The organism is Roseomonas alba (assembly GCF_019430885.1).
Lineage (GTDB): Bacteria > Pseudomonadota > Alphaproteobacteria > Acetobacterales > Acetobacteraceae > Neoroseomonas > Neoroseomonas alba.
Genome location: NZ_JAHYBZ010000013.1, coordinates 1 through 15,919 on the forward strand (window position 1 = coordinate 1; position 15,919 = coordinate 15,919).

Annotated in this window: 15 protein-coding genes; 4 read left to right on the forward strand and 11 right to left on the reverse strand. The window is 69.5% G+C overall.

Annotated elements, in window-relative coordinates:
* Window positions 1-479: 479 nt before the first annotated feature.
* The gene (locus tag KPL78_RS27360; protein ID WP_219766402.1) at window positions 480-800 is read left to right on the forward strand and encodes an energy transducer TonB; all 321 of its coding nucleotides are present in this window, start codon (window positions 480-482) and stop codon (window positions 798-800) included.
* 12 nt (window positions 801-812) lie between these two features.
* Here the strand turns inward: KPL78_RS27360 and KPL78_RS27365 are convergent, their stop codons facing one another.
* From KPL78_RS27365 to KPL78_RS27375, 3 genes are all read right to left on the reverse strand, one after another.
* Window positions 813-1,040 carry a hypothetical protein gene (locus KPL78_RS27365; RefSeq protein ID WP_219766404.1) on the reverse strand — a complete coding sequence of 76 codons (228 nt, stop codon included), beginning with the start codon at window positions 1,038-1,040 and terminating at the stop codon, window positions 813-815.
* 243 nt (window positions 1,041-1,283) lie between these two features.
* Window positions 1,284-2,477: an MFS transporter gene (locus KPL78_RS27370; RefSeq protein ID WP_219766406.1), complete on the reverse strand. Its 1,194-nt coding sequence runs from the start codon at window positions 2,475-2,477 to the stop codon at window positions 1,284-1,286.
* 206 nt (window positions 2,478-2,683) lie between these two features.
* Complete coding sequence (locus tag KPL78_RS27375) at window positions 2,684-3,046, reverse strand: DUF1127 domain-containing protein (protein WP_219766408.1); 363 nt, start codon at window positions 3,044-3,046, stop codon at window positions 2,684-2,686.
* Between the two features lie 162 nt (window positions 3,047-3,208).
* Between KPL78_RS27375 and KPL78_RS27380 the strand changes: the two genes are divergently transcribed.
* On the forward strand, window positions 3,209-4,984 hold the full coding sequence (locus KPL78_RS27380; protein ID WP_432761296.1) for an aminopeptidase P family protein: 1,776 nt from the start codon (window positions 3,209-3,211) through the stop codon (window positions 4,982-4,984).
* Between the two features lie 340 nt (window positions 4,985-5,324).
* Here KPL78_RS27380 and KPL78_RS30680 read toward each other — a convergent pair whose 3' ends face one another.
* From KPL78_RS30680 to KPL78_RS27395, 3 genes are all read right to left on the reverse strand, one after another.
* Entirely contained in the window at window positions 5,325-6,506 is a 1,182-nt protein-coding gene (locus tag KPL78_RS30680; RefSeq protein WP_219766410.1) for a cupin domain-containing protein, read from the reverse strand.
* Window positions 6,507-6,566: 60 nt separating this feature from the next.
* Window positions 6,567-7,160, reverse strand: a complete 594-nt coding sequence (locus tag KPL78_RS27390; protein WP_219766412.1) for a hypothetical protein — start codon at window positions 7,158-7,160, stop codon at window positions 6,567-6,569.
* 100 nt (window positions 7,161-7,260) lie between these two features.
* Window positions 7,261-7,662 (reverse strand): hypothetical protein, encoded by a 402-nt coding sequence (locus KPL78_RS27395; protein WP_219766414.1) that lies wholly within the window; start codon window positions 7,660-7,662, stop codon window positions 7,261-7,263.
* A gap of 709 nt (window positions 7,663-8,371) precedes the next feature.
* Between KPL78_RS27395 and KPL78_RS27400 the strand changes: the two genes are divergently transcribed.
* Window positions 8,372-9,538, forward strand: a complete 1,167-nt coding sequence (locus KPL78_RS27400) for an acyl-CoA dehydrogenase family protein (protein WP_219766416.1) — start codon at window positions 8,372-8,374, stop codon at window positions 9,536-9,538.
* A 205-nt stretch (window positions 9,539-9,743) separates the two neighbouring features.
* Window positions 9,744-10,208 carry a MarR family winged helix-turn-helix transcriptional regulator gene (locus tag KPL78_RS27405; RefSeq protein WP_219766418.1) on the forward strand — a complete coding sequence of 155 codons (465 nt, stop codon included), beginning with the start codon at window positions 9,744-9,746 and terminating at the stop codon, window positions 10,206-10,208.
* Here the strand turns inward: KPL78_RS27405 and KPL78_RS27410 are convergent.
* Genes KPL78_RS27410 through KPL78_RS27430 form a run of 5 tightly spaced genes read right to left on the reverse strand, consistent with a single transcriptional unit; the run spans window position 10,205 to window position 15,326 of the window.
* Window positions 10,205-11,287 (reverse strand): ABC transporter ATP-binding protein, encoded by a 1,083-nt coding sequence (locus tag KPL78_RS27410; RefSeq protein WP_219766420.1) that lies wholly within the window; start codon window positions 11,285-11,287, stop codon window positions 10,205-10,207. The two genes, KPL78_RS27405 and KPL78_RS27410, sit on opposite strands and share 4 nt — an antisense overlap.
* Complete coding sequence (locus tag KPL78_RS27415; RefSeq protein ID WP_219766422.1) at window positions 11,284-12,096, reverse strand: ABC transporter permease; 813 nt, start codon at window positions 12,094-12,096, stop codon at window positions 11,284-11,286. The genes KPL78_RS27410 and KPL78_RS27415 overlap by 4 nt, the downstream gene beginning before the upstream one ends.
* On the reverse strand, window positions 12,093-12,911 hold the full coding sequence (locus KPL78_RS27420) for an ABC transporter permease (RefSeq protein WP_219766424.1): 819 nt from the start codon (window positions 12,909-12,911) through the stop codon (window positions 12,093-12,095). The genes KPL78_RS27415 and KPL78_RS27420 overlap by 4 nt, the downstream gene beginning before the upstream one ends.
* Window positions 12,912-12,913: 2 nt before the next feature.
* Window positions 12,914-13,978 (reverse strand): ABC transporter substrate-binding protein, encoded by a 1,065-nt coding sequence (locus tag KPL78_RS27425; protein WP_219766426.1) that lies wholly within the window; start codon window positions 13,976-13,978, stop codon window positions 12,914-12,916.
* 25 nt (window positions 13,979-14,003) lie between these two features.
* Complete coding sequence (locus KPL78_RS27430) at window positions 14,004-15,326, reverse strand: LLM class flavin-dependent oxidoreductase (protein WP_219766428.1); 1,323 nt, start codon at window positions 15,324-15,326, stop codon at window positions 14,004-14,006.
* Window positions 15,327-15,919 lie beyond the last annotated feature (593 nt).

The following is a 15,919-nucleotide window of genomic DNA, read 5'->3' on the forward strand; positions in this document are numbered from 1 at the left end:
AGACGCCGCCGATACCAGCGCCTCCGCCACCGCGTCTTGCCGAACCGCTGCCCACGCCGCCGCGCCCTGACCAACCGGTGCCGCCTTCGGTCGCTGCGCCGCCCAGCCCGCCGGCCCCACCGCCGAGCCAAGTGGCCGAGGCTCCGCCACCGCCACCCCCGCGGCCACAGCCGCCGACAGCCGAACCGATCCGCCCACCCGTCACCGCCGAGGTGCCGCCCCCACAGCGACCGCCATTGCAGCCGCGGCCGCCGGAACCGACGCGCCCGCCCGTCACCGCGGAACTGCCGCCCCCGCCCCCGCCCCCTCCGCCGCCGCCCACCCCGGCACCGCGCCCGCCGACCCAGACGGCCGAACGGGTCCCACCGCTCGACCTCACCAACCGCCCGCCAATCCGGCTGGGCGAGCCAGGCCGGACGGGCGCGCCGCGGCGCGGGTTGGATCTCAGCCCGGGCGCCAATCTGCCGGGACCTGGCGAGGTGGAGCAGCTGCGCGTGCGCGGCGCCGAGGCCGGACCCGACTGGCGCAACGCCTTCCGCCAATGGCTGGACCAGAACCTGCGCTATCCGCGCGAAGCGATCGACCTGCGCGAGCAGGGCCCGGTCACCGTGCGCATCCAGACCGGCCCGGATGGCCGGGTGCGCGGTGTGGAGCTGCGCTCGGCATCACGCTCGATCCATCTGAACTTCTATTCGCAGAACGTCTTCCGGGGTGCGCGGCTGCCGCCCTTCCCGCCCGGCACGGCCGAGGACCAGGTCACGATCGACCTGACGATCAACTACATCCTCTATGGTCCGTAACGGCGCGCGCTGTCAGGCGTGCCCGACCTCGCCGAAGGCGTCGCGATTCGTGCTGCGCACGACGGCGGCGAAGAGGCGCAATGCATCAGGCCCGCCGCGGTCGAGCAGCGCACCGTCCTCCATCTCGCGTGCCAGAATCTCGGCGTGTTCGGCCAGCGTTTCCGCGGCGCGGCGCAGGGCTTCGCGCGACAGGGCGAGTTGCAGGTCTTCGCTCAGTGTATTCCAGCCGGCAGGCCGCATGGTGTTTCCATCCGGGTCAACCGCCGTTCTGGCGTGGATCGTGGCGCTCAATGCCGCAGACCCATACTGGGACCGGACCGGTTAACGGCTCGTAAGGATGGCCGGCCGTGCCACGGGCCGGCGGCCGCCCCTGCCTTCCGCGCGGGCCTGGGAGGCTGCTCCTGCCGACCCGGTTCGCCCCTTGGCTGGCCAGAATATCAGTAGGGTGCCCCGGGCGCGAAGACCTTCCTCCGCTTTTCGGCCCTACGCCACGGCCCCGCGTGGTGCCCGCGTCGCCCAGTTGCTGGCGATCGCGACCAGCCCCACCATCAGCATCACCGGCCAGAACGCGGCGTAGGAGCCTGTGGCGTCCACCACCATCGCCCCAGCCCCCGCGCCGATGAAGCCGCCGATCTGGTGCGACAGGAAGCAGACGCCGTACAGCGAACCGAGATCCGCCACCCCGAAGCGCCGCGCGATCGCGGCCGAGGTCAGCGGGATCGTCCCCAGCCAGATGAAGCCCATCGCCGCCGCGAAGATCATGGTGCCCCATTCGGAGGGCACGGTGGCGGCGAAGATCGCGATGCAAACGGTGCGCGCCAGGTAGATCGCGCCGAGAGCGATCTCGGGCCGGATGACATTGCCGATGCGGCCGCACAGCCAGGATCCGGGGATGTTGAACAGCCCGATCAGCATCAGGGCGGTCACGCCGAGGCCCGTCGGCAAGCCGCACAGCGCGAGGTGCGCCGGCAGGTGCACCGTCAGGAAGGCGAGCTGGAAGCCGCAGGCGAAGAAGCCGAGCGTCAGCAGCGCGAAGTCCCGGTCCGCCAGCGCCCGCCGCGCCAGCGCCGGCAGCCCGGCGAGCCCGACCGGCGCCCGGCCCGGCACGCGCAGCGGCGCCCGCCATTCCAGCCGCGGGCAGATGACCAGCGCCAGCGCCATGGTCGCGGCCAGCAGGGTGAAGGCGAAGGAGGTGCCGCCCGTCTCGATGCCCCATTGCGCGAAGGGCACCATCGCCGCCTGGCCGACCGATCCGCCGGCGGAGGCGAGGCCGAGCGCGTCGCCGCGCCGGTGTTCCGGCACGGCGCGTGCCACCGCGCCCAGCACCGTGCCCGCGCCCGCGGCCGCGGTGCCGAGGCCGGTCAGCACTCCGATCCCGACGAAGAGCGCCACCGGCGTGGGGAAGAAGGCCGGCAGCAGCAACCCGATGGCGTAGATCCCGGCGCCCGTCAGCGCCACGCGCCCCGCACCGAAGCGGTCCGCCATGGCGCCGGCGATCGGCTGGCCGAGGCCCCAAATCAGGTTGTGGACGGCGACCGAAGCGCCCAGCACCGTGGCGCTGATCCCGTGCTCGACCCCGAGAGGCAGGAGGAAGAGGCCGAAGGTCTGGCGCGCGCCGAGTGACAGCGAGACCGAGGCGGCAGCGGAGAGGACGACGATCCAGGCAGCGGCAGGCATGGTGCCATGTCACCCGCCCGGTCGCCTTGCCGCAATCGTTCCGGCGGCATGGCTGCCGCGCGCCGCGTTACCTCTTGAAACATGGCTGGCCGCCCCGTGGGCGGTAGAAACGAAAGGGCCGCAGCCGGGGGAGGCTGCGGCCCTGCGTTGTCATGCAGGCGTCAGGGGGGTTCGGCCTGCACGACCCGTGTGATGGCGATCCGCGCTCAGGCCGCGCGGGGCGCGGGCTTCTCATCGGCGTCGTTGGCGGCGCGTGCCTTGAAGCCAGGCTCGAAGACATTGCCGATATCGAAGCGGGTCATGCCGATATCGCGCAGCTCGCGATCCGACAGGCGACGCAGCGCATTGTAGGTCTCGAGGCGGGCCGGCAGGCTGGCAATGCCACGAACCGCGGCGCCGAGGCCGCGGATGGCAGCCTGGATGCCGCTGAGCACGGCATTCGAGAAAGCTTCCTCACGCGCCGCGGCGGCGGTGGCGAGCAGGGCCCGCACGTTCTCTTCGTGGCGGGAGGCGGCGGTCACGCCGGGCAGCAGCAGGGCAGCCTCGGCCTTGGTGTTACGGGCGTCCATGATAAGTGTCCTTGGTCTGGCCGGCGCTCCATTCCGGGCGCCAACCTTTCGTGTCGGGAATATATTGACGCGAAAGCCACAGGTGGTGCGCCAAGGTCACGAATGAGCCATGCGTCTTGCGCATGAATTCCTGTGGATGCGTGCAACTTTGCAGTAACAAGGATCACAGCCCTGTCTCCGCAAGACCGCCTCGCCGCGCTGCGTGCCCACCTCGCCGAGGCCGGCGTGCAGGGCTTCATCATCCCCCGCGCCGATGAGCATCTCGGCGAGTACGTCCCGCCCTCCGGTGAGCGTCTTGCATGGCTCACCGGATTCACCGGTTCCGCCGGCATGGCGATCGTGCTGCCCGACCGGGCCGCGGTCTTCACCGATGGCCGCTATACCCTTCAGGTCCGGGACCAGACCGATCCCGCCCTCTGGGAATGCCGCCACGTCACCGATGAACCGGCGAGCGAATGGCTCAAGGCCCACGGCCAGGACCTGACCATCGGCTACGATCCCTGGCTGCATCCGGCGCCGGCGATCGAGCGACTCTCCGTGCCCGGCGTGCATCTGGTGCCGCTGCCGGCGAACCCCCTCGACGCCGTCTGGAAGGACCGCCCGACGCCGCCGATGGCAGAGGCCGTGCCGCACCCGCTCGCCTTCGCCGGCAAGGCGGCGGCGGATAAGCGCGCCGAGGCCGCCGCGGCCCTGCGCGAGGCCGGCGACGCCGCCGTCGTGCTGTCGGATCCGCATTCCGTGGCCTGGCTGCTGAACATCCGCGGCGGGGACCTCGCGCATACGCCGCTCGCGCTCGGCTTCGCGCTGCTGCATGACGATGCGCATGTCGATCTGTTCATGGCGCCCGCCAAGGTGCCGCCCGAAACCCGCGCGCATCTCGGCAACCAGGTGGTGGTCCGGCCGCGCGAGGACCTGCCCCATGCCCTCGACGCGCTGCGCGGCAAGCGTGTGCGCCTCGATGCCGACACCACGCCTGCCTGGTTCTCCCACTGGCTGACCGAAGCCGGTGCGACGATCACCCTCGGCGAAGACCCCTGCCGCATGCCGCGTGCCTGCAAGAACGCGGTGGAGCGCGAGGGCGCGCGCAATGCGCACTTCCGCGATGCGGTTGCCATGGCACGCTTCCTTCACTGGTTCGCGCAGGAAGCGCCGAAGGGCCACCTGACCGAGATCTCGGCCGCCGATCAGCTTCTCGCCTTCCGCCGGCAGGTGGACCGGTTCCGTGCGGAGTCATTCCCCGCCATCTCCGGCGCCGGAGAGCACGGCGCCATCGTCCATTACCGCGTCACCCCGGAGACCGACCGCCGCATCGCGCCGGATGAGGTCTATCTAATCGATTCCGGCGCCCAGTATCTGGACGGCACCACCGACATTACCCGCACGATCTGGACCGGCCCCGGCACGGCCCCCGCCGCGTTGAAGGACCGCGTCACCCGGGTGCTGAAGGGCCACATCGCGCTGGCCACCGCGCATTTCCCGTCAGGCGTCGCGGGCCCGCATCTCGATGCGCTGGCGCGGCGGCCGCTCTGGGATGCCGGGCTCGACTACGACCACGGCACGGGTCATGGCGTTGGTTCCTTCCTCTCGGTCCATGAAGGCCCGGTCGCCTTCAGCCGCGCTGCGCGCGTCGTGCCCCTGCGCGAGGGCATGATCCTGTCGAACGAGCCGGGCTTCTACGCGACCGGGGAATACGGCATCCGGCTCGAGAACCTGCTGCTCGTCATCCCCGCCACACTGCCGTTGGCGAGCAAGCCGTTCCTGGCCTTCGAGACGCTCACCCTCGCGCCCTTCGACCGAGCGTTGATCGATCCGTCGCTTCTGACGGCGGCGGAACGCGACTGGCTGAACGGGTACCATGCACGGGTGCTCGCCGAAGTCGGCCCGCAGGTCGGGCGGGATGTGGGGGAGTGGCTGAAGGAAGCCTGCGCGGCGCTGTAGGAGGGCGGAGGGGCCTTGCCCCTCCGAACCATCCTAAAGGCCACAATGCCTTTGGAAACCGATACCTGGTGTTGGGCGGGGGAGACATTTCCCGGCACCCACTCGCGCGCCGTGCGCATCGCGCCATTCGTCACGGCGTGTGCATCCATGGCTGGCGCCACGTGATGGTTTCCAAGGGCCCTGTGGCCTTTGGCGGGCGGGGGTTCCGGGGGAGGGCAGAGCCATCCCCCCGCGCTACCATCGCCACAATCTCCGTGCGTACGGAGCAGGGCCCCTCCGCTTCCGCCCCCGAACGAGGCAATCGGGCCGCTGGTGGGGCGTCGCTGGCTGCTTTCCCCGGCTACACCCGCTCCAGCAGCCCCACCTGCGCCAGCCGCCGGCAGAACCCCAACGCATCCCCGCCGAGCTCCGCCGGCGTCGCGCCATCCTCCAGCGCCATCAGCCAGTCCATCTGCTGCGCGGTGAATTTCTCCACTCCGCCATACCAGCGCAGCACCGCGCCACCGCCTTCGAAAGGCACCAACGTATGGTGCATGCTTTCCGACAGCCGCAGCCGGTCGGTCGGGCAGGGTGTCGGCGTGTGCAGCGACCGCCCGGGCAGGGACATGCGATCGCGCGTGATGCGGTCCAGCGCCGCCATGGCGAGGCGATCCGCAATGCCGGCCGTGTCGAGCGCTGCGAGCGCGGCCGTCAGCTTCTCGCGCAGCAGCGCGATGCCATCCGGCTCGGCCAGGCGCCAGGTCGGCAGGGCGGCGCGCAGCGCGGGTTCCTCGGCCTCCAGCTCGGTCAGCAATTCGCGCAGCATTTCGCCGAGGCCGGGCTCCATCAGCCCGATGGTGATGTGCAGGGAGGGTTCCTCGCCCTGCTGCACCATCGCTTCATGCATCACGCCGCGCGGCAGGTAGAGCACGTCGCCCGGGGACATCAGCAGCTCGTGCGGCTCGCCTTCGGTCGCAACGCTGTTGGTCCAGGGCGTGTGGCGGGTTGGCGCGGCATAGGGGATGGCGTCCCAGACGCGCCAAGCCTTGCGACCGGAGACCTGCAGCACCAGCACGTCATGTGTGTCGAAATGCACGCGGAAGCCTTGGGCGTCCGGCGGGGTCAGGTAGATGTTGGCCTGCACGCCGTGCAGGAAGGCCTTCTCCAACCCGCGACAGAAGCGGGCGAGCGGCGGATGGACCTCATGGAATTGCGCGATGACGAGGCTCGCCCCTGCATCGTGCAGGGCGAAGAGCCGGGGCAGGTCGACGCGGTCACCGCTCTCCTCGATGTAGTCGTCGATCGGCACGGCGGCGCTGCCCTTGCGCGACCCGTCCGCCATGGCGACGCGCGGCGTGCGCGCCGCATCGGTGCGCAGGAAGGCGTCGAGATCGGCGATCGACAGCAGCCCGCTGAAACGGTCCGCGTCATTGCCCGGCATCAGCCGCCAGGCGGTGCCCTCGCGCAGGGCGAGGCCGTCCTCCAGCGACAGGGTTCCGAAGGCCAGGGACCAGGCGTCCTCGGCGAGTGTGGTGGCCATCATGATCCTCGTCTGCGGCCCGCGACGGTAAGCGGGCCGCTGTCGGTGAAGCGGCGGTGCGGCTCAGCGCCAGCCGCGGCCGCGGCCCGGCGCGTCGTTGGGGTCGTTGTCGGTCACGCCGCGCGGCACCGCGCGATAGCCGCCGCGGCCATTGCCCGGTCCGTCACTCGGGTCGTTGTCCGTGATGCCCGTGCCGCGGCGAACGCCCCGGCCATAGCCGGACGGATCGCTCGGATCGCCGTCATTGATGCCGGTATAGGGTCGGCCCTGCGGGCGCGCGCTGTAGCCCCGGCCATAGCCCGGCCCGTCATTCGGGTCGTTGTCCGTGATGCCCGTGCGCGGACGCCCGCGATAGCCGCCGCGGCCATTGCCCGGTCCGTCACTCGGGTCGTTGTCCGTGATGCCCGTGCCGCGGCGACCGCCCCGGCCGTAGCCGGGCGAATCGTTCGGATCGTTGTCGGTAAGGCCGGTGCGGTACTGCACCGGCGTCGGCTCCAGCGCCTCGGCCGCCGGCGCGGCGGCCACAGCGGCGGCGCCGACCGAGGCGACCTGGAGGACCAGCAGGCGGCGGCCCAGGCCACGGCGCGCGGGCTCGGCCAATGTCTTCCCATCCTCGGGCGGCGGCGCGTGCCCCGTCGGATCATTCCTCTCAGTCATCGCAATCACTCTCCTTCCCCGGCCGTATCATCGGACCAGCATCACGGTTTCGGCAAGAAAGGTGAGTGAGAGGTTGGTGCGCGGCCTCACGTCGCGTGGCCTACCAACCACGGCCGCGTCCCGGCGCGTCATAGGGATCGCTGTCGCTGACCCGACGGCGCGAGCCACGGCCCTGTCCGGGGCCGTCATTCGGGTCGGCATCGGTGATGCCGGTGCCGCGGATGCCGCCACCCCGGCCGTAGCCGGGTCCGTCGGACGGATCGGCGTCCGTCAGGCCGGTACGACGCCGGCGCGGATCATAGGTGCCGCGACCTTGGCCCGGTCCGTCCGCTGGGTCGGCGTCGGTGTAGCCGGTGCGCAGGCGGTTTCCGCCCCGACCATAGCCTGGTCCGTCATTGGGATCGGCATCCGTTAACCCCGTGCGCCCGGGTTGCGGGGGCGCGCCCACGCAGCCGGCCAACAGCGAGCCCGCCGCCGCAAGCCCACCGATGCGCAACACCATCAGTCGCCGCCTGAGTCGCGGAGAATCCTTGTCCTGGTGCAATGGCGAGCCCTCCCCACGCCATCCTTCCGCCTGGCACGGGCCGCGCGCAAGGCGACGATGTCGTGGGAAGGGCCCACATCAGTACCGTGTGGTCCCGGCAGCGGATCGGCGCCGCGGGATCGAGGCGGCTGGCCGAAGCCGCCTCGTCCGGCGTCATTCTTTGTCTTGGCCCACAACCCCCGTGACCAGAGGCCATGGCGATGGTGGGCGAGCGGCGCACCCAAATCCGGCGATGCAGGTGGGAAGGTGCGGTTGAAAGCGTGCAGCGCGGACTTGAATGCGAATGATTCGCATTATCGAAATTTGGCGGAGGCATGCAAGTCCCTATCGCCTGCCCGGCGAGGTCTTTCTGCTCGACCTTCCGGCCGTCGTCGGACGTCTGGCACGCCTTCTGCTGCGAAGGCCCGGCGTGGCAGTCGCCCATCCGAGAGTGCTGGTGGACGTGACATGCCCTCACCGGACTCCGCGTGTCGATCATGGCGCTGCTGAGCTCTGGGGTCGCGGGTTACGACGGGGACCAGATCTCGGCCGGCCCGTGGATCATGCGGCGGAAGACGGTGAGCCCCCCAACACCACAGACCGGCCATGACGTTTCGACCTTTGCTGCCGATGGCTTGCCGGTCGTAAGCATGCGTACGATCATCGCAAAGAGAGCGGAGGAAGCATCATGGATTTCGGCCTGTCGCCGGAGCAGGAGGCGATCGTCGAGGGAGTCGCCGCCATCTGCCGGCGCTTCGGCGACGATTACTGGCGCGCCTGCGACGACGAGGCGCGCTTCCCGCGCGAATTCCATGGCGCCATGGCCGAGGGAGGCTTCCTTGGCATCACCATGCCGGAGGACCAGGGCGGTGCCGGCCTCGGCGTGACCGAGGCGGCGCTGATGATGCACACCGTCGCGCGGCATGGCGGGGGCATGGCTGCGGCGTCGTCCATCCACATCAACATGTTCGGTCCGCACCCGATCGTGGTGCACGGCACGCCCGAGCAGAAGGCGCGCTGGATCCCGCCACTGATCGCCGGCACCGACCAGGCCTGCTTCGGCGTCACCGAGCCCAATGCCGGGCTGGACACAACCTCGATCACCACCTTCGCGGCGAAGGTGCCCGGCGGCTATCGCGTCAATGGGCGGAAGATGTGGACCTCCACCGGCCAGGTCGCGAACAAGATCATGCTGCTGACGCGCACGACGAAGAAGGAGGATGTGCGCAAGCCTTCGGACGGCATCACGCTGTTCTACACTGACATCGACCGCAGCAAAGTCGAGATCAAGCGCATCCCGAAGATGGGCCGCGCGGCGGTGGATTCGAACATGACCTTCATCGACGACCTCTTCGTCCCGGAGGAGGATCGCATCGGCGAGGAAGGCAAGGGTTTCTCCTACATCCTCGACAGCCTGAATCCGGAACGCATCCTGATCGCGTCCGAGGCCATCGCGATCGGCCAGGACGCGCTGGACCGCGCCGCGCGCTACGGGCGCGACCGCATCGTCTTCGGCCGACCGATCGGGCAGAACCAGGCCATCCAGCATCCGCTCGCCGAATGCTGGACGGCGCTGGAATCCGCCTGGCTGATGGCGCTGAAGGCGGCCTGGCTCTACGACACCGGCAGGCCCTGTGGGGCGGAGGCGAATGCGGCGAAGCTGCTCGGCGGCCGCGCGGGGCACGATGCCTGCCTGCAGGCCGTGCTGACCCATGGCGGCATGGGCTACGCGAAGGAATACGTGGTCGAACGCCTGCTGCGGGAGGTGATGATCTGTCGCATCGCGCCAGTTTCCGAACAGCTTGTCCTGTCCTTCATCGCCGAGCGGGTGCTCGGCCAGCCGAAGTCGTATTGATGGGCGGCGGCGGAACCGGAGAGGGGCTTTGCCCCCCTCCGGACCACCCCCCACCAAAGGGCCGTGCCCTTTGGAATGCCGCTTCCTTGGCGCGGGGCGCCACGGGCGGTCTGGAACGCCGACGCTTGGGGCCGGGCACCAGGTATCGGTTTCCAAAGGCCCTGCGGCCTTTGGTGGGGTGGTTTGGAGGGGCAAAGCCCCTCCCATGAGCAAGAGAACCCGCGGCGATACCGGCTTCCGCATCGGCTATCTGGTCCACGACGTCTCTCGCCTGCGGCAGGCCTTCTTCACCGAGCACATGCGCCCGCATGGCGTGACGCATGCGCAATGGTGGGCGCTGGGCCAGCTGATCCGCCACGACCCGCAGGGCGGCCTGACCCAGGCGGAGCTGGCGCGGGCGCTCGACCTCGGAAAGGTCGCGACGGGGGCGATGATCGCGCGGCTGGAAGCGGCGGGGCTCGTCGAGCGCCGCGCCGACGCGGCGGATCGCCGGCTGAACCGCGTCTTCGTCACCGCGCGCGGCAGCCGGGTGGTGGAACGCATGGTCAGTGTCGCGCAAGGGCTGAACGCCGCATTGCTGCACGGCATGGCGCGCGAGGATCTGGAAGCGACGCTCCGCGTGCTGACGGAGTTGCGCCGGCGGCTCCGTTCCACGCTGGACGAGGCTTAACCGGCCGGCAGGACGTTGCAGTCGGTCGCGGTCCAGCCGACGCGGACCTCGGCGCCTTCGGACAGCGCGACGCCGGCCGCGCCGACGGGTTGCAGACCGAGCAGCTCCGCTCCGTCTTCCAGCCGCACCACGTATTTCCGCGACTGGCCGAGATAGATCACGTCGCTGACCCGGCCTTGTACGGTGTTGTCACGCGGCGCATCGTCGGCACCGAGCAACGCTACGCGTTCCGGCCGCACCGCGACGATGGCGGCACCGCCGACCCGCAGCCCCGTAGCTGCGTGACCGCGCAGGACGCCATGGGCGGTCTGCACAACCGCCTTTTCGTCCGCGAGAGTCTGCACCCGCCCGGCAAGGAAGGTGGAATCGCCGAGGAACCCCGCGACGAAGCGAGTCGCCGGGCGCTCATACAGCGCCTGCGGCCTACCGATCTGCTCGATCCGGCCGTGATTGAACACCGCGATGCGGTCGCTCATGACCAGCGCTTCCTCCTGGTCATGCGTGACGTAGAGGACGGTGATGCCGAGGTCGCGATGCAGCCGCGCGATCTCGATCTGCATCTGCGCGCGGAGATTCTTGTCGAGCGCGCCGAGCGGTTCGTCCATGAGAAGCAGCGGCGGTTCATAGACCAACGCCCGGGCCAGCGCGACGCGCTGCTGCTGCCCACCCGAAAGCTGCGACGGCAGGCGATCGGCGAAGCCCGGCAAGCCAACCAGCTTCAACGCGGCCTCGACCCGCTGTCCGGCCTCAGCGCGAGGGACCTTCCGCATCTGCAGGGGGAAGGCGATGTTCGCCGCCACCGTCATGTGGGGGAACAGGGCGTAGTGCTGGAAGACCACGCCGATGTTCCGCCGATAGGGCGGCAGCGGAACCACGTCCTGGCCATTCAGCAGGATCGAGCCCTCGGTCGGCTTCTGCAGGCCGGCGACCATGGTGAGCGTCGTCGTCTTGCCCGACCCGGACGGGCCGAGGAAGCTGATGAACTCGCCCTTGTCCAGCGTGAGGTCCACGCCGGTCACGGCGACCACCTGGCCGAAGCGCTTGCCGACGCCACGCAGTTCCAGAACCGGCGTGCTCATCGGCCAAGCCCCGGCATCACAGATGGGCCGCGCCGCCGCGACAGCACCCATTGCAGGGCCAGCAGCGTCATCGAGACCAGCAGGATCACCGTGGCGATGGCGCTGATCTCGGGATTGATGTCACCGAAGACGTTCGACCACATCAGCACCGTCACGGTGCGCAGTTGCGGCGTGCTGAGGAAGAGGGACACGATCAGCTCATCGAAGGACAGCATGGCGGCAAACAGCAGCCCGGCGAGAATCCCCGGACTGATCAGAGGCAGGGTGATGCGCAGGAAGGCGACGCGCGGCGAGGCCCCGAGCGTCAGCGCCGCCTGATCCAGGCGCCGGTCATAGGTTTCCAGCGCCGCACCGACCGTCGCGACCACATAGGGCAGCGCCAGCGCCGTATGCCCGAAGACCAGCGCATGCATCGACCCGACCCAGCCCCAGGAATCGAACAGCAGAAAGATCGCCGCCCCCGAGATGATGTGTGGCACCACCAGCGGTGCCATCAGCAGCGATCGCACGGCGACGGCGAGCGGCCCGCGCCAACTCGCCAGCCCGATCGCCGCGGCGGTGCCGAGCGCGGTCGCGATCGCGGCCGTGATCACCATGATCTCCAGGCTGACGAGGATCGCATCCCGCCAGGCCGGCGTGTCCGCCAGGCTGCGGTACCAGCGCAGCGATAGCCCCGGTGGTGGGAAGGTCAGCAATGCGCTGTCGCTGAAGGAGATGATGACGACGATCGCCATCGGCGCGACGAGATAGACCGCGATGACCGCGGTCAGCACCCAGGCCGCCCAGCGCCAGAGCCGTGCCGCCGTCATTCCGCCACGCGCCGCGCCGGGGATCGCACCAGAAGCTGGGACGCACCGAGCAGCAGCAGCGTCGCCACCAGCAGCACCAGCGACAGTGTCGCCGCCATGCCCCAATCCCCAAGCTGCGAGACCTGAAGCTGGATCATGCGCGCGATCACCGCATCCCGCCGCCCGCCCAGCAGGGCCGGCGTGATGAAGAAGCCGAGCGCCATGACGAAGACCAGCACCGCCCCCGTCGCCAGCCCCGGCAGGGTCAACGGCAGCTGCACCCGCAGGAAGGCGCGCACCGGCCCGGCGCCGAGGCACGCCGCCGCCGGCATCAGCGCCGGGTCCATGGCCCGGATCGACCCGTAGAGCGGGAAGACCACGAAGGGCAGCAGCACATGCACCATGCCGATCAGCACGCCGGTGCGGTTGAAGATCAGCTCCAGCGGCTGCCCGATCACGCCGAGCCACAGCAGCGATTCATTGATGATGCCGTTGTTCTGCAACAGCACCATCCAGGCGAAGCTGCGCACCAGGATGCTGGACCAGAAGGGGATCAGTACCACCAGCGTCAGCAGCCGCGTCAGCCGGGGCTGGGTCGCCATCACATGCGCGAAGGGATAGGCCAGCAGGATGCAGCCGATGGTCGTGGCCAGGCTTATCTGCACCGTGTTGCGGATCAGGCTGGCATAGACCGGCTCCTCCCACAGGCTGCGGAAGTTCTGCAGCCCCCAGACCGGGTCCGAGGCGCTGCGCATGAGCAGCGCGCCTACGGGCAGCGCGAAGACCACGGCCACGAAGGCTGCCGCCGGCAGCAGCAGAAGGCGGGACCTCAGCAAATTCAGGTCAGCCGCCAGGCGGTCCAGCGCCGGTTCACCGCATCGAGGTTGTCGCGCCAGTAGAGGCCATCCTGCAGCACCACCTTGTCGGCATAGGCCGGATTGGTGGCGAGCCATTCCTGAAGCTCCGGCCGGATAAGCCGGAAGGCCTCGCGGTTGGTGGGGGAGAAGACCATGAGGTTGGCGAACTCGGCCTGCGGCTCAGGCCGCGTGACGTAGTCGATCAGCGCCGTCGCCGCCGCGATGTTGCGCGACCCGCGCGGGATGACGAGGTAGTCGACCGACTGGATCGCCTGCTCCCAGCTCAGCGCCAGCTTCGCGCCCTTCTGCACCGAATCATAGACGCGGCCATTGTTGATCATCCCCATGGTGGCGGCGCCGCTGACCAGGATCTGCTGCGACTGGGAATTGGTCTCCCACCACAGGATGTTGTCCTTGATCTGGTCCAGCTTGCGCAGCGCACGCGGGATGTCGAGCGGATAGAGCTTGTCCGGCGCCACGCCATCGGCCAGCAACGCGACCTCGATCGTCGATGGCGCGGAGGCGTTGAGCATCCGCTTGCCGGGGAAGCGCTGCAGGTCCCAGAAGTCCGCCCAGACGCGCGGGTGGTTGTCGGCGGTGAAACGCTCGGTGCTGTAGGCGAGGTTGTAGGAGAAGACGATGTTGCCGACCCCGCATTCGGTGACATAGCGGGGGTCGATGCGGCTGCGGTCGATGACGCTGTAGTCCAGCTTCTCGAACAGGTTCTGCTGTTCGGCGCCGTGCATGAAGGCGGCGCCGACATCGACCACGTCCCACACCACGCGGCCGGACCCGACCATCAGCCGCAGCTTCGCGTAGTCGGTCGGGCCGTCCTGATCGATGCGCAGGCCGGTCGCTTCGGAGAAGGGATCGCAATAGGCCTTCTTCTGCCCGTCCTGGTAGGCACCGCCCCAGGAGACATAGGTGATGCGCTGCCCCTCGAAGCGCTTCTGCGCATGCGCGGCGCGCGCGGCGAACAGCGTCGCGCCGCCGGCCAGCAGGCTGCGGCGCCCGATGCGGTGGCTGTCATGGGACGTCTGGCTCATCCGGGCCTCCTGGGCAGCTTGGGAGTCATGAGGGGGCGGGGCCGCGCAGATTCTCGCGCAGCGTGCGGCCGGTATAGTCCTTGCGGAAGATGCCGCGCCGCTGGAGCTCGGGGACCAGCGCGGTGGCGATATCCTCGAACATGCCGGGGAAGATGGTCGGGGCGAGGACGAAGCCGTCGCATGCATGCGCCTCGAACAGCGCCTGCATGCGGTCGGCGACCATGGGGGCCGTGCCGACCACCATGGACCGCGCGCCGCGTCGGACCACCTGGTCGAAGGTCAGGCCGTCCTCGCGCATCTGCTGTTCGATGCGCTGCTGGGTACCGTCCATGCCTTGGTTGCCGCGGGCATCCGCGACCTGCGCCTGGCCGACCTTGGCGAGATCAACCGCGAGGCCGCTGGAATTCGCGGCGAGGGCGAGTTCGGGATCGATCAGGGAGTTGAGGTGCTCGGCCTTCTCCTGCGCGATCGATTCCGTCTCGCCGAGCACGATCGTCATGCCCTGGAGGATCTTGCAGTCCTCCGGCGCGCGGCCGCGCGCGGCCATGCGGCCCTTCACGTCGTCGTAGAAGGCTTTCATCGCCGGCTCGCCATACTGGGCCGAGAAGATCGCTTCGGCCCAGCGGGCCGCGAAGTCACGGCCGCGGTCGGAGGAGCCCGCCTGCATGATCACCGGCCGCCCCTGCGGCGAACGCGGGATGGAGAGCGGCCCACGCGTCTGGATATACTTGCCGACATAGTTGGCGTAGCGGATGCGCCCCGGATCGCCAAAGACGCCGCGTTCCTTGTCGAGGACGAAGACCCCGTCCTCCCAGCAATCCCATAGCGCGAAGCAGGCTTCGAGCACCTCGTCGGCAATGTCGTAGCGCAGTTCCTTGGGCGGCAGCTTGTCGATGCCGAAATTCTGCGCCTCGAGGTCGGTCGCAGAAGTCACCACGTTCCAGGCGATGCGCCCCTTGCTCAGCACGTCGAGCGAATTGAGCACGCGCGCCAGGTGATAGGCGCTGTGAAAGCTGGTCGAGAGCGTGGCGCCGAGGCCGAGATGCTCGGTGACGCGCGCCATCAGCGGCAGCACTGTCACCGGATCGAGGAAGCTGATCTGCCCGCCGCGCTCGATATAGGTGTCGAAGCCGCCCTTGTGGATGTCATACAGGCCAAACAGGTCCGCGAAGAAGCACCCGTCGAACTTCCCGGCTTCCAGCACGCGGGCGATGTGCTCGTAACGGCTGGGTTCGAGGATGTCGTCAAGCCGGCTGTTCGGATGGCGCCAGGCACCGACATGCATGCCGGTCGGGCCCGTCTTGAGATAGGCCAGAAGGTGCATCTCGCGGCGGCGCGTGCCCGTCATGACTATCCCTCCAGATCCCGGTGGGGCGTCGCGGCGATCGATCGTCTCACGCAGATTCCGACCGGCAGGACGCGCCAGCAGGGCGACGTGACGCAGCGCAGCACGGTGACTCCACGGGGTCAACATCGTTTCCGGACAGGGCTGCCGCCCGGCGCACGCCCGTTGCGATGCATTGCGCGTCACGGAAGGGGTGCGAGGGTCGCTGTCCGTCCCGGCTGGCTCTCCGGAAGGGCCTTCGTTATATTTTTCATGACATAACAAATGGCCAGCACAGGCAGGACTAAGGCAACGCATCCGGACCGATGACGCGATCCATCCCCAGGGGGTGACGGCACCCGACCCGGCCCGATGGCGGCCGCCTTCGAACTCGGGTCCCTTCCGCCGCTCGACACCACCGACGCCCTGCCGTTCTACATGCGGCTTGCCGAGCGGCTGGCGGCACCGAGCCGCGCGAATCACGCAGCGGTGACCGGCCGCGCACTGCCGAGCGAGACGGCCTGCGCCTCGTATTTCGGCGTCAGCCGGCCCCCACCGTGCGGCAGGCCGTGCAGCATCTCGCAGCCGGCGGCCTGGTCTCCCGTGGCCGCGGGCGC